Origin of the sequence: Streptomyces mesophilus, assembly GCF_011044995.1 — a bacterium.
GTDB lineage: Bacteria > Actinomycetota > Actinomycetes > Streptomycetales > Streptomycetaceae > Streptomyces > Streptomyces mesophilus.
On sequence record NZ_JAAKZW010000222.1, the window covers coordinates 1 to 13426 of the forward strand.

Consider the following 13426-nt stretch of genomic DNA (forward strand, 5'->3'; position numbering starts at 1 on the left):
GGGCTCCGCCCCGGACCCCGCATCCGAACTTCGTTCGGATCTGCTCAAGCGCCGCAGGGGCTGAAAGATCGCCTCAAACGCCGGCGGGGCTGAAAGATCTGCTCAAGCGCCGCAGGGGCTGAGGTTGCCGGACGAGCTAGCTCAGATGCCGCTGCGCGAACTCGAGCTCCAAGCGGACCTGCTTGATGCGTTCCTCCACCACCAGGGAGCCGTGGCCCGCGTCGTAGCGGTACACCTCGTGGGGTGCGTCGCGGGAGGCGAGGCGGTTTACGTAGTTGTCGATCTGGCGGATCGGGCAGCGGGGGTCGTTGACGCCCGCCGCGATGTAGACCGGGGCCTTCACCGCGTCCACGTACGTGAGCGGTGAGGAGGCCTCGTACCGCTCCGGGACCTCCTCCGGTGTGCCGCCGAGGAGCGTGCGGTCCAGCGCCTTCAGGTTCTCCATCTCGTCGTGGTACGCCGTCACATAGTCCGCGACCGGGACCGAGGCCAGGCCCAGGGACCAGGCGCCCGGCTGGGTGCCGAGGCCCAGGAGCGTGAGGTAGCCGCCCCAGGACGCGCCCGCGAGGACCAGACGGGAGGGGTCGGCCAGGCCGGAGTCCACCGCCCATTCCCGTACGGCCGCGATGTCCTCGAGCTCGATCAGGCCCACCCGGTGCTTCAGGGCGTCGGTCCACTCGCGGCCGTAGCCGGTCGAGCCGCGGTAGTTGATCCGCACGACCGCATAGCCGTGGTCCACCCAGGCCGCCGGGCCCGCGGCGAACTCGTCGCTGTCGTGCCAGGTCGGGCCGCCGTGGATGTCGAAGACCGCGGGGAACGGTCCGTCGCCGGCCGGGCGCTGGACCAGGGCGTGGACCCTGCCGCCGGGTCCCTCGACCCAGACGTCCTCGACCGGCACCGAACCGGGCGCCTTCATGCCGGGCGGATCGAGCACCACCTCGCCGGTCGTGGAGCGGACCGCCGGCGGGACCGCCGCCGACGACCACAGGTACTCCACGGTCCCGTCGGGCCGCGCCGTCGCTCCGCCCACCGAACCGGGCGGGGTGTCGATCCGGATCAGCTCGCGCGAGGAGAGGTCGAAGCGGTACAGCTCGCTGCGCGCCTCGAAGCTGTGGCCGATCAGGAGTCCGGAGCCGTCCGGATACCACTCGGCGCTCACGTCGCCCGGCAGGTCGAGGGCCAGATCGGTCTGCTCGCCCGTGGCCACGTCCCAGATCAGGGGCTCCCAGCGGCCCCGGCGCTGATGCCCGATGAGGAGCCGGGTGTCACCGTCCACCGGCGCGAAGCCGAGGACTTCGAGGCCCAGCTCCTTGGTGCCGCCCTCGGAGTCGTCGAGCTCGGTGACCGTGGACCCGTCCAGGCGCACGATCCGCAGCGCCGCGTGCATCGCGTCGCCGTGCTCGGTGTGCTCGACGGCGATCAGCGTGCCGTCGTGGGAGAGGTCGCCGACCCCGGCCGACTCCTGATGCCGGTAGATCTCGACGGGCGCTCCCCCGTCCCGTACGACATGGATCGTCGTGCCCTCGTCGTCCGTCGAGCGGCCCACGACCACCACCGAGCCGTCACGGCCGAGGGCGAGGCCCGCCGGGTAGGAGGGGTCGAGCCCGGGGACGGCCGGCTCGTCCGCGCCGTCCTCGAAGGGCTGGCGCATCCACACCCCGAACTCGTCGCCGTCGGTGTCCGCGAACCACCAGATCGCCCGGCCGTCAGGGGTGAGCACGCCATCCGTCGTGCCATTGGGCCGGTCCGTCACCTGGCGCTGCGCGCCGCTGTCCCGGTCCCAGGCGTAGAGCTCATACGTCCCGGTCGCATTGGACACGAACAGCGCACGCTCCGGTGCGTCCTCGGCCCAGTCGGGCAGGGAGACGCGCGGGGCGCGGAAGCGCTGCTCCCAGGCGGGCAGGTCGGAGGAGGACTCGGCGGGGCTGCGGGCGTCGTCGTTCATGCCTCCATCAAAGCCGATCGCGGCGATTCCCGTGCGGCCTGTGGACAACTCCCGATCCCCCGCCGCCGCACGCGGATCCTCGCAGGTGGGGTGGCGTTGTCAGTGGCGGCGTGCAGACTGCGCGCATGACCTCATCCACCGGACTGCGCAAGGCAGTTGAGACGTACTGGGCCGCGGCCGAGGCCCGTGACTGGACGGCGTTCGGGGAGACGCTCGCGGACGATGTGGTGTACGAGATGCCGCAGTCCCGCGAGCGGATCCGCGGCAAGGAGCGCTATCTGCAGTTCAACCGGGAGTACCCGGGCGACTGGCATGCCCAGGTCCTGCGCATCGTGGCCGAGGGCGATGAGGCGGTGAGCTGGATCCTGATGCGGGAGGGCATCAAGGAGAGTTACGCGGTCAACCTGTTCACGGCCGACGCGGAGGGTCGCATCGTGGCGATCACCGACTTCTGGCCGGAGCCGTACGAGCCGCCGGCCGGCCGGGAGCACTTGTCGGAGCGGTACTGAGACCGGCTTCGGGGCGGTTCCCCGCCGGGCGGACCCCTACGCCGTCGGCATCGCCTCGGTCTTGTAGATCGTGCCCGCGCACGCGTTGGGGATCGTCACATCGACGGTCGGCGCACCCGGGTCGGCGGTGTGCGTGAGCAGGACGCTGCCGTCCTGGGTGCCGCCCTCCTCGGTGACGAGCTGCGTCTCGAGCTCCGAGCCGGTCTGGCCCGAGCCGCCCGTATCCGCGTTGTTCTCGCTCGGTGACGGGTCGGGCGAGGGCTCCACGCTGGGACAGGAGTCCGAGGGCACCCAGGCGAACTGCACCTGGTAGGCCTGCCCGGGCTTGAGCACGACCACGGAGGGCTCGGTGGACGGCGCGGGCAAACCGCTCGCGGGGTCGCCCGCCGCATGGTCCGCGACATTGATCCTGGTGTCCGAGGCCGCGCCCTGCGCCGTGCGGGTCACGCTGCCCGAGCCGCCGACCGTGCAGTCCGCGGTGGACTGGTTGGAGACCGTGAAGGCGCCGTAGACCGTCCCGTCGGGGTGCGCGGCACCGGTCGTCGCGGTGGGCGATCCCAGCATCGACGCATCGCACACCGGAGCGTTGGCGATCACTTCTCCGGAGGGGCTGGTGCCGACGGTGGCGCCACCGGACTCGGTCTCGCCCTTGTCCGTCTCGCCCTTCTCCTTCTCGTCCTTCTCCTTCTCGCCGTCCTTGCCCGGCTCCTTGTCGCCCCCGCCGCCCACGGACCCGGCGCCCTCGTCGGAGCCGTCCTCGCCCGGCACGGCGGAGGAGTCGCCGGCGCTGGTGAGGTTGTCGTCGGACGCCGGTGAGGACGCGACGTGGAAGAGGGCCGGCACCGCGGTGCCGATCAGGAGGGCCGCGGCCGCCATCCCCACGACGGCCTGCCGCTTGCGGGCCCGGCGGGCGGGGACGGCACGGCGCAGATGGGCGAGCGCCTCGTCCGAGGGTGCGATGTCCTGCACCGCGCCGCGCATCATCCGGCGCAGAGCGAGCTCGTCGGGGCCGAGCTCCGCCTGCGGGGAGGGCTGCGCAGGGTGCTGTGGAAAGTCCTGGGGCAGGTCCTGTGCGTCCTGCCCTCGCTGGTTCGGGTCGTTCTCGGGGCCGCTCGCGCCGTTCACCGTTCCGTACCCACCATGCTGTTGATGCTGTCCGTGCTGCCCGTGCTCGTGCCCCGCCCGGGGCGCACCTCGTTCGTCGCGCCCCGCCCAGGACGCACCTCGTTCGTCGCGTCCCCGCCCGGTGCGGCCCCGACCGTACCGGCTGTCCGGGCCCCGCGCCTCATCGGGGCGCCCGCCCGGCCCGTGGCCGTCTCGGTGCTCGCTCATGCGGGTGCCTCCATGGCGACGCGCAGCGCCGCGATCCCGCGTGAGCCGTAGGCCTTGACCGAGCCGAGCGAGAGGCCGAGCGTCTCGGCGACCTGCGCCTCGGTCATGTCCGCGAAGTAGCGGAGCACCAGGACCTCGCGCTGGCGGCGCTGCAGGCCGCGCATCGCCTTGATCAGGGCGTCGCGCTCCAGCTGGTCGTACGCCCCCTCCTCCGCGCTCGCCATGTCGGGCATCGGCTTCGACAGGAGCTTCAGGCCGAGGATGCGGCGGCGCAGGGCGGACCGCGAAAGGTTCACCACGGTCTGCCGCAGATACGCGAGCGTCTTCTCGGGTTCGCGGACGCGCTTGCGCGCGGAGTGCACGCGGATGAACGCCTCCTGGACCACGTCCTCGCAGGAGGCCGTGTCGTCGAGGAGCAGCGCCGCGAGTCCGAGCAGGGAGCGGTAGTGCTGTCGGTAGGTCTCGGTGAGGTGGTCGACGGTGGTGCCCGCAGCAGCGGTGGCGTCGGTGCCCGCAGCCATGACGTCGTCAGCGCCGTCGCGCGCGCTGGGTATGCGGGCAGGCTGCGTCGCCGGCATGGGGGCGATCACCGGCATGCCGCTGTCGTTGGTGCGGTTCCTTGGCGGACCGCCGGCCACGGCGGGCCGTGGACGCCGCTGCGTCCGCGGTCCCGCGAGGGCCATGGAGAACTCGAGTACCTCTGCCACGCCTGTTGGACACGCTTCCCCCCGTCAGGGTTGTACGTGTGTGGCATCACGTTTGTGGCGGATTTCGCCCCTGACGTGGTGTCGGATGCCGTCATACGTACCAGCTCTTCCCCTATGCCCCATTTTGCTGCGGCGCTTGAAGCGGGCGACCGCATAGACGCTCCCCGCCATGTGCTCGGTTGCACATCGACGGGGAGGAATTCCGGACGCCCCCAGCGGGTCAGTCGCACTGGACTGGACCTGCGGTCCGCACACACAACTTACACAGAAGTTACGCCGGACGAGGAGGGCGGAGGGGCGCCGAAGTCCCGTTTACAACGGGCATTTTGGCCGTATACCGGCTCAGCCGCTGAACTTTCGGATTCACCGAAGCAAACGGAGAATTCGGGCGCCGAAAACGATGGAAACCGCTCCTAAGCGGACCATTCGGCGGCGATCAGCTCAGCGATCTGCGCCGCGTTCAACGCCGAGCCCTTGCGCAGATTGTCCCCGCACACAAAGAAGTCGAGCCCGAAGGGATCGTCCAGGGAGCGCCGCACCCGCCCCACCCAGGTCGGGTCGGTGCCCACCACATCGGCGGGCGTGGGGAATTCACCGGCCGCCGGGTTGTCGAAGAGCACCACACCGGGCGAGGTCGAGAGGATCTCGTACGCACGCTCCACCGTGATCTCGTTCTCGAACCGCGCATGGACGGCGAGCGAGTGCGTGGTCACCACGGGCACGCGTACGCAGGTGGCGCTGATCCTGAGGTCGGGGCGGTCCAGGATCTTGCGGGACTCGTTGCGGATCTTCATCTCCTCGGACGACCAGCCGTCGTCCGCGGGCACGCCCACCCAGGGCACCACATTGAGCGCCACGGGCTCGGGGAACGGCCCGGTGGCGTCACCGACGGCCCGGCGCACATCGCCCGGCGTCGTACCGAGCTCCGTGCCCGCGACCAGCTTCATCTGGTCGCGCAGCGCCGCGATACCGGCGAGTCCCGCGCCGCTCACGGCCTGGTACGAGGAGACCACCAGCTCCCGCAGCCCGAACTCGGCGTGCAGCGCACCGACCGAGACGATCATCGAGAGCGTGGTGCAGTTGGGCACCGAGACGATGCCGCGCGGCCGCACCCGTACCGCATGGGGATTGACCTCGGGCACCACGAGCGGCACATCGGGGTCCATCCGGAAGGCCGCCGAATTGTCCACGACCACCGCGCCCTTGGCGGCGGCGATCGGCGCCCACTGGGCGGAGACCTCGTCGGGGACGTCGAACAGCGCGATGTCCACGCCCTCGAAGGCTTCCTCCGCGAGTGCGTGGACCTCGACCTCCTCGCCGCGCACGGTCAGCTTGCGGCCGGCCGAGCGCGGGGAGGCGATCAGACGGATCTCACCCCAGATGTCCGCGTGCTGGGACAGGATCTGGAGCATGACCGTGCCGACGGCACCGGTCGCCCCGACCACGGCGAGGGTCGGGGCAGCCCGATGCCGCGGTGGGTTCATCGGCCGGTGCCTCCGTAGACCACGGCCTCGTCGGAGTCGCTGTCCAGGCCGAAGGAGGTGTGCACGGCGCGCACGGCCTCGTTGACGTCGTCGGCGCGGGTGACGACCGAGATACGGATCTCCGAGGTGGAGATCAGCTCGATGTTCACGCCCGCGTCGGACAGCGCCTCGAAGAACTGCGCGGTGACGCCCGGGTTGGTCTTCATGCCGGCGCCGACGAGGGAGATCTTGGCGATCTGGTCGTCGTAGCGCAGCGAGTCGTAGCCGACCGTGGCCTTGATCTTCTCGAGGGCGGCGGTGGCCTTCTTGCCCTCGGCCTTCGGCAGCGTGAAGGAGATGTCGGTCAGACCGGTCGAGGCCGCCGACACGTTCTGCACGATCATGTCGATGTTGATCTCGGCCTCGGCGACGGCGCGGAAGATGTGCGCGGCCTCGCCCGGCTTGTCCGGTACGCCGACGACGGTGACCTTCGCCTCGGAGACGTCATGGGCGACGCCCGAGATGATCGCGTGCTCCACGTTCTGATCCCCTTGCGGCTCGTTGCTGACCCACGTACCCGGAAGACCGGAGAACGAACTGCGTACGTGGATCGGAATGTTGTAACGGCGTGCGTACTCGACGCAGCGGTGCAGCAGGACCTTGGAGCCCGACGCGGCGAGCTCCAGCATGTCCTCGAAGGAGATCCAGTCGATCTTCTTCGCCTTCTTGACCACGCGCGGGTCGGCGGTGAACACACCGTCGACGTCCGTGTAGATCTCGCAGACGTCCGCGTCGAGCGCGGCGGCAAGCGCGACGGCGGTGGTGTCGGAGCCGCCGCGGCCCAGCGTGGTGATGTCCTTGCTGTCCTGCGAGACACCCTGGAAGCCGGCGACGATCGCGATGTTGCCCTCTTCGAGGGAGGCGCGAAGGCGGCCGGGCGTGACATCGATGATGCGGGCTTTGTTGTGGACCGAGTCGGTGATGACACCTGCCTGGCTGCCGGTGAACGACTGGGCCTCGTGGCCCAGGTTTTTGATCGCCATGGCAAGAAGGGCCATGGAGATCCGCTCTCCCGCGGTCAACAGCATGTCGAGCTCGCGGCCGGCAGGGATCGGGGATACCTGCTCGGCGAGATCGATCAGCTCGTCCGTCGTGTCGCCCATCGCGGAAACCACGGCGACGACCTGATGGCCGTTCCTCTTGGCTTCCACGATCCGCTTGGCGACGCGCTTGATGCCCTCGGCATCGGCTACGGAGGAGCCTCCGTACTTCTGCACGACAAGGCTCACGTGCGCTCCTCGCTCAGTCCACTAGTGGGTCGGCTCAGTTTAACGAGCGGACAGCCTCTGCCCCGGACCAATCACATCGTGAGATGTCCCGCTCACTCAGTGATCACCCGCGGGCTGCCGTCCGCTCCGGGGAGGCGTCTGCCCCAGGCGGGAGCGGAGCACTCCGAAAGTGTCCTGGTTCACAAGGGCGTCACAAGCGCCGGACACACCGACTCACCAGCCGGTCAGTATCCGTTGACGCCTCTCCGTAGCGCGGATATAACTGTCCGTCGTCGCTGCCACACCAGGGGCACAAGGCCCCATGGGACTAGCAACGGCCAAAGGAATCAGCTCAGTTGACAGCTGCGACCGTTATCGAGCTCCAGCCGTTCACGACCCGATCGCCGCACAGCCCGGCGGCGCGAAAATTCCGGGCCGATCCCTACACCCCGCACTGCCAGGTGATCTGCGAGGACGGCGATCATGCCGTCATCGGGGTCTCCCCCGGCAACAGCTACTTCTCCGCCCAGCGCATCAACGATCTGGCGCTGTGGGGACTCGCCCTCTTCCGGCAGGTCGACTTCGTCTATACCGACCTGTACGTGGCCGAGATGTACGAGGCCTTCGGCTATCCGCCCGACGACGCCCGCCGCAAGTCCGTGAAGAACCTGCGGGGCGTACGGGCCAAGGTGAACAACGCCGTCGAAGCGCTCGACCCCGAGGGCCGGCGCCTGCGGGCGCAGCCCATGTCCTCCTTCGCGGACAACCCCGCGTACCAGGAGATCCACAGCCATCTGCAGGGCCGCCTCGCGCACGACGAGGACTTCCGGGCCACCTGTGACGCGCTCGTGGACTCGTTCCTGTCGTCCAAGGTCCTGGACGGCAGGAAGGCCACCGAGCAGCAGCGCGAGGTGTGTCTGCGGTACGTGTGCGCCGAGGCGCCGCTGTTCCTGGACACGCCCGCCATCCTCGGCGTCCCGTCCTCGCTCAACTGCTACCACCAGCTGCTGCCGATGGCCGAGCTGCTCTACTCGCGCGGCCACGGTCTGCGCGCCTCACGCAACCAGGGCCATGCGATCGTCACGCCCGCCGAAGGAGCCGACTCCGATGACCGCTGAAACCCTGGCACCTGAAACCCTGGCACCGCCCGTGATCGGCTTCCCGTTCTCCTGGCGCGGCGACCAACTGCCTCGGCAGGTCGAGGAGTTGCGGGAGAAGACCCCGATCCGCCGGGTGCGCACCATCGCCGGCGACGAGGCCTGGCTGGTCTCCTCGTACGCGCTGTGCAAGCAGGTCCTGGAGGACCGCCGGTTCAGCCTCAAGGACACCTCGGCGCCCGGCGTACCGCGGCAGTACGCGCTGACGATCCCGCCCGAGGTCGTCAACAACATGGGCAACATCACCGGTGCGGGGCTGCGCAAGGCCGTGCTCAAGGCGCTCAACCCGAAGGCGCCCGGACTGCAGGACTTCCTGCGGTCGTACGCGGACGAGCTCATCGGCTCGTTCACGGCTCAGGGTGCGCCGGCCGATCTGCGCGAGGAGTTCACGGACCCGTACTCCTCGGGCCTGCACTGCCACATCCTCGGCATCCCGACCGCGGACGGCGCGAAGCTGATGCGCAGCCTGCACATCGCGTTCATGAACTCGGCCTGCCCCATCACGGGCGCCAAGCTCAACTGGGACCGCGACATGGCGTACATGGTCGAGCGGCTCGACGACCCGGCGACCACGGGTCTGATGGCGGAGCTCGCGGCGCTGCGCGAGGACCCGGAGTACGCGCACCTCACGGACGAGATGCTGGCCACCGTCGGCGTCACCATGTTCGGCGCGGGGGTCATCTCGACCGCGGGCTTCCTCACGATGGCGCTCGTTTCGCTGTTCCAGCATCCACAGCTGTGGACAGAGCTGCGCGAGGACCGCTCGAAGATCCCGGCGGCCGTGGACGAGCTGCTCCGGATCAACCTCTCGATCGCGGACGGGCTGCCGCGGCTCGCGACCGAGGACATCCAGGTCGGCGAGGTCCTGGTGCGGCAGGGCGAGCTGGTCCTCGTCCTGCCCGAGGGCGGGAACTTCGACCCGGAGGCCTTCACCGACCCGCAGAGGATCGACCTGGAGCGGCCGAACAACGCGCAGCACCTGTCGTTCGGCGGCGGCCAGCACTACTGCCCGGCGACCGCCCTCGGCAAGAAGCACGCGGAGATCGCCATCGAGGCGCTCGTCGAGCACACGCCCGAGCTGCGCCTCGCCGTACCGATCGAGCAGTTGGTGTGGCGTACGGGGTTCATGAAGCGCCTGCCGGAGCGCCTGCCCGTGATGTGGTGACGCCTTAGTCATGCGTACGGCCGGTGAGGGGGGCACCCTCACCGGCCGTACGCCCGTGTCCGAAGCGCTACTTGACGGGCCGCAGTCCCAGCGGCCCGGCGATCTCCTCGACCATCACCTTGCCGGCCTCCTCCGCGAGCGCGTCCTCGCCGAGGTCCTGGTCGGTGTCGAGGCCGTCCAGCTCCTCCAGGGGCTGGTTCAGGCGGACATGGGCGACCAGGGACTGCAGGGCGCGCAGCGAAGCCGAGGCCGTGGAGCCCCAGTTGGAGAAGTAGGAGAACTGCCACCACCACAGCGCCTCGGTGGTGCGGCCCGCGCGGTAGTGAGCCATGCCGTGGCGCAGATCCGTGATGACGTCCGCGAGGTCGTCGGAGATACGGCAGGGCACCGGGGCCTTGCGCGGCTCGTACGGGTCGAAGACCTCGGAGTAGACGTCGACCGGGTCGAGCATCTCGGCGAGGCGCTCGCGCAGATCGTCGACATCCGGCTCGGGGCCCAGATCCGGCTCATAGCGCTCGTCGGGCACGATGTCCTCGTGCGCGCCGAGCCGGCCGCCGGCCAGGAGCAGCTGGGAGACCTCGAGCAGCAGGAACGGCACCGCCGAGTCCGGCTCGTCGCCCTTGGCCACCTCGGTCACGGCGACGATGAACGACTCGACCTGATCGGCGATCTGGACCGCGAAGTCGTCCGGGTCCGGAGCCGTCGCGTGCAGCGTGGCGTCATTCGCAGTGGACATGGCGTCTCGACCTCCCGTGGGTGCGCCGTGCTGGGGCGCCGTAACGTCATCGGACAGCTCAGACATCGAGAAGCCGCCTTCCTTCGAAGGCACGGCCGAGCGTGACCTCATCCGCGTACTCGAGGTCGCCGCCGACCGGAAGGCCGCTCGCGAGACGGGTGACCTTCAGGCCCATCGGCTTGATCATGCGGGCCAGATACGTGGCCGTGGCCTCGCCCTCGAGGTTCGGGTCCGTGGCCAGGATCAGCTCGGTGACCGCACCGTCCGCGAGCCGCGCGAGCAGCTCCCTGATCCTGAGGTCGTCCGGGCCGACGCCCTCGATCGGGCTGATCGCCCCGCCCAGGACGTGGTACTTGCCGCGGAACTCACGGGTCCGCTCGATCGCCACGACGTCCTTGGGCTCCTCGACCACACAGATGACCGCGGGGTCGCGCCGCTGGTCGCGGCAGATCCCGCACTGCTCCTGCTGCGCGACATTGCCGCACACACTGCAGAAACGGACCTTGTCCTTGACCTCAAGCAGGGCGTGCGCGAGCCGGCGTACGTCCGTCGGCTCGGCCTGCAGGATGTGGAAGGCGATCCGCTGCGCGCTCTTGGGACCGACGCCGGGCAGCCTGCCCAACTCGTCGATGAGGTCCTGAACCACGCCTTCGTACAACGGATTGCCTTCCTGCGGCTCTCTTCGACATTCGATTGCTACGTACGGTAGTTGGTGCGCGGGGCCCGCAGAAGAGCTGGCTCCTCATGTCACTTGTACGGGCGCACCCGGCACTTCCTAGAACGGCAGTCCGGGGATGCCGCTGCCGCCGCCGAGGCCCTGCGCGAGCGGGCCGAGCTTCTGCTGCTGGAGGGTCTGCGCGTTCTCGTTCGCGGCCTGGACCGCCGCGACGATCAGGTCGGCGAGGGTCTCGGTGTCCTCCGGGTCCACCGCCTTCGGATCGATCACGAGGCCGCGCAGCTCGCCGGAGCCGGTGACGGTGGCCTTCACCAGGCCGCCGCCCGCCTGCCCGTCGACCTCGGTCTGCGCGAGCTCTTCCTGCGCCTGGGCGAGGTCCTGCTGCATCTTCTGGGCCTGCTGGAGCAGCTGCTGCATATTGGGCTGGCCACCACCGGGAATCACGATCAGCTCCTGGCTCGTAAGACGGTTTCGCGTATCGGCAGGCGGAGGTTTCCGCCTGGAACGAGCCTACGTGCTCCCCGGACGCCACGCCCCGGCACTCTTTCGAGTGATGGGGAGAGGGTCCTATACCTGATGAACACCCACGTACGGGCGGAAAACCCGCCGGAACGGCACCATGGCCACCCATTGGGCGGTAGGAAGATGCCTGCACATCTGTCCCAGCCGTACCAGCAAGGGAGTGCCGGGTGAGCCAGCCGGGGATGCAGCCCGAGGTGCCGCCTGAAGGCGGGGCCACCGAGGGCGCAAGCACAGGGGGCGTGCCCGGGGCACGGGCCGAGGCGGGCGCGAAGGATCTCACCGCACGGCCGTTTCCGCTCGGCGACTGGGGCGAACCGGCCGAGCGGCTCGACGAGCTGTACCGGTGGGTGGAGGACGGGGCGCGGGAGACCGCCGCCTGGTATCTGACCGACCGCGGCTTCAAGCGCCGCGGCGCCCGGGCCCTGCGGCTCGGCTCCGCACTCGGTGCGGTCGCGGGCGCGGCCCTGCCGCTGCTCGACCTGACCTCGGCGGTCGAGGGCGCGGCGCCCTGGGGCTACCTCGCGCTGCTCCTGTCCGTGGCGTGCATCGGCTGCGACCGGTACTTCGGCCTCACGTCCGGCTGGATAAGGGACGTGGCCACCGCGCAGGCCGTGCAGCGCCGCCTGGGGACCCTGCAGTTCGACTGGGCCTCGGAGTCGGTACGGGAGGTCCTCGGCCCGACCGAGGGGACGGCCGGTGAGGCGGCCGAGCGGTGCCTGGGCATTCTGCGCCGCTTCTCGGAGGACGTGACGGAGCTGGTGCGCTCGGAGACGGCGGACTGGATGGTCGAGTTCCGCTCGGGCCCGGCCCCGCTGGTGATGCAGTCGGCGGGCGTCGGCCCGTCCCGCACCGAGGGCCCTGCTCCGACCCGCTTTCCGCTGCCCCGCCCGAACATGCCGCGGCAGCGGCCGCCGGAGGCGCGGTGAGGTTCCGCTACTCCAACTCGCCTGCCTCGTAAAGGTCTTGCGACGAACTGGTGTGCTTGCAGGGACCGGGCAGGGGTACTCGATGGTTCCGGACAACCCCGGAATCAGGAGAGGAATCATGACTAGTCAGTACGCATCGACCCGTGGGAAGTCGCAGACCAACGGTCTGGCGGTCGCGGGACTCACATGCGGAATCATCGGTGTGTTCTTCTTCCAGTTCATCCTGGGCCCGCTCGCGATCATCTTCGGTGCCGTCGGGCGCCGTAACTCCTCGAAGGGCCGCGGGATGGCCACCGCGGCGATCGTGCTCGGTGTGATCGACGTGCTGCTGTTCGTCGTCCTGATGGTGGTGGCCAGCCAGAGCGGCGGCTTCACCTGGTACGTCGGCGGCTGATCCGCGGCAGCACCCGATTTCCTCGGGCCCGTCCCTGCGGGGGCGGGCCCGACGTATCCCCTGCACATGGCAGCCGACAAGGACTACGCTGCCCGGACCTGAACGCTGATCCGAGGAGCGTCTCTTGGCGTGTGACCTGTGGCTTGTCCCCCTCGTCGACGTGCTGTGTCACAGCCCTGACAACCCCTTCTCCGAGGAGCTCGCGCTCTACGACAAGGTCCTCGCCGAGGCGGGATTGCCACCGGTACCGGTGTTCGCGTACATGCCGGGCCTGAGCGGAGATGTGGCCCCGGTCGCCGGGTTCGACTACGACGCGCTGCACTTTCTGCGGCGGGCCTATCTGCTGCAGCTGTGCGGCCTCGCCGTGACGCCCGTCGACGAACTCGGCGGGGACTACGAGCAGTTGCTGGAGATGTTCGAGGCGACGGCTCAGCAGTCGCATCTGGTGTGGCACTACGACCACGCCGGCGCCTATGTCCCGGTCGACTTCCCGGCGCCGCTCGTGAGCGATGAGCTCCTGGAGTCCGGCGGCCCCTTGGGCTCCGCCCAGGCGCTGCTCAGGGAGCTGGAGTTCGTGGCGCCCGCGATCGGCATAGACCCCGCCAACCCGCCGGCCGCGCCCGCCC

14 protein-coding genes are annotated in these 13426 nt (G+C 69.8%); 6 read left to right on the plus strand and 8 right to left on the minus strand.

All coding sequences use genetic code 11. The features are described 5' to 3' along the window. Positions 1-136 precede the first annotated feature (136 nt). On the minus strand, positions 137-1945 hold the full coding sequence (locus tag G6045_RS33285) for a S9 family peptidase (RefSeq protein ID WP_165335910.1): 1809 nt from the start codon (positions 1943-1945) through the stop codon (positions 137-139). A gap of 125 nt (positions 1946-2070) precedes the next feature. Here G6045_RS33285 and G6045_RS33290 point away from each other — a divergent pair, with 125 nt between their 5' ends. Continuing rightward, a complete protein-coding gene (locus G6045_RS33290; protein WP_165335911.1) occupies positions 2071-2454 on the plus strand; it encodes a nuclear transport factor 2 family protein in 384 nt (127 codons plus the stop codon). Positions 2455-2490: 36 nt separating this feature from the next. On the opposite strand, the gene G6045_RS33295 is transcribed toward G6045_RS33290, so the two are convergent. The 4 genes from G6045_RS33295 to G6045_RS33310 form a co-directional block, all read right to left on the minus strand. Beyond that, the gene (locus G6045_RS33295; RefSeq protein WP_165335912.1) at positions 2491-3786 is read right to left on the minus strand and encodes a hypothetical protein; all 1296 of its coding nucleotides are present in this window, start codon (positions 3784-3786) and stop codon (positions 2491-2493) included. Continuing rightward, positions 3783-4493 carry a SigE family RNA polymerase sigma factor gene (locus G6045_RS33300; RefSeq protein WP_408056391.1) on the minus strand — a complete coding sequence of 237 codons (711 nt, stop codon included), beginning with the start codon at positions 4491-4493 and terminating at the stop codon, positions 3783-3785. Before G6045_RS33300 ends, G6045_RS33295 begins: the two co-directional genes overlap by 4 nt. A gap of 413 nt (positions 4494-4906) precedes the next feature. Then, complete coding sequence (locus G6045_RS33305; RefSeq protein ID WP_165335913.1) at positions 4907-5977, minus strand: aspartate-semialdehyde dehydrogenase; 1071 nt, start codon at positions 5975-5977, stop codon at positions 4907-4909. Further along, complete coding sequence (locus G6045_RS33310; protein ID WP_165335914.1) at positions 5974-7245, minus strand: aspartate kinase; 1272 nt, start codon at positions 7243-7245, stop codon at positions 5974-5976. The genes G6045_RS33305 and G6045_RS33310 overlap by 4 nt, the downstream gene beginning before the upstream one ends. Positions 7246-7580: 335 nt before the next feature. Between G6045_RS33310 and G6045_RS33315 the strand changes: the two genes are divergently transcribed. Together G6045_RS33315 and G6045_RS33320 are read left to right on the plus strand one after the other, a co-directional pair. Then, the gene (locus tag G6045_RS33315) at positions 7581-8342 is read left to right on the plus strand and encodes a cyclodityrosine synthase (protein ID WP_206344524.1); all 762 of its coding nucleotides are present in this window, start codon (positions 7581-7583) and stop codon (positions 8340-8342) included. Further along, on the plus strand, positions 8332-9546 hold the full coding sequence (locus tag G6045_RS33320) for a cytochrome P450 (RefSeq protein WP_165335915.1): 1215 nt from the start codon (positions 8332-8334) through the stop codon (positions 9544-9546). Before G6045_RS33315 ends, G6045_RS33320 begins: the two co-directional genes overlap by 11 nt. 67 nt (positions 9547-9613) lie before the next feature. On the opposite strand, the gene G6045_RS33325 is transcribed toward G6045_RS33320, so the two are convergent. The 3 genes from G6045_RS33325 to G6045_RS33335 all read right to left on the minus strand — a co-directional run bounded on the left by G6045_RS33325 (position 9614) and on the right by G6045_RS33335 (position 11402). Then, positions 9614-10282, minus strand: coding sequence for a DUF5063 domain-containing protein (locus G6045_RS33325; protein ID WP_165335916.1), 669 nt, complete (start codon positions 10280-10282; stop codon positions 9614-9616). A 58-nt stretch (positions 10283-10340) separates the two neighbouring features. After that, complete coding sequence (gene recR / locus G6045_RS33330) at positions 10341-10940, minus strand: recombination mediator RecR (protein ID WP_165335917.1); 600 nt, start codon at positions 10938-10940, stop codon at positions 10341-10343. A 117-nt stretch (positions 10941-11057) separates the two neighbouring features. Beyond that, positions 11058-11402 (minus strand): YbaB/EbfC family nucleoid-associated protein, encoded by a 345-nt coding sequence (locus G6045_RS33335; protein ID WP_165335918.1) that lies wholly within the window; start codon positions 11400-11402, stop codon positions 11058-11060. A gap of 245 nt (positions 11403-11647) precedes the next feature. On the opposite strand from G6045_RS33335, the gene G6045_RS33340 reads away from it, so the two are divergent. The 3 genes from G6045_RS33340 to G6045_RS33350 form a co-directional block, all read left to right on the plus strand. After that, entirely contained in the window at positions 11648-12406 is a 759-nt protein-coding gene (locus G6045_RS33340) for an SLATT domain-containing protein (protein WP_328707992.1), read from the plus strand. Between the two features lie 118 nt (positions 12407-12524). Continuing rightward, positions 12525-12800, plus strand: coding sequence for a DUF4190 domain-containing protein (locus tag G6045_RS33345; RefSeq protein ID WP_165335919.1), 276 nt, complete (start codon positions 12525-12527; stop codon positions 12798-12800). Between the two features lie 124 nt (positions 12801-12924). Beyond that, on the plus strand, positions 12925-13426 hold a 502-nt coding region (locus tag G6045_RS33350), incomplete at its 3' end, for a hypothetical protein (RefSeq protein WP_165335920.1).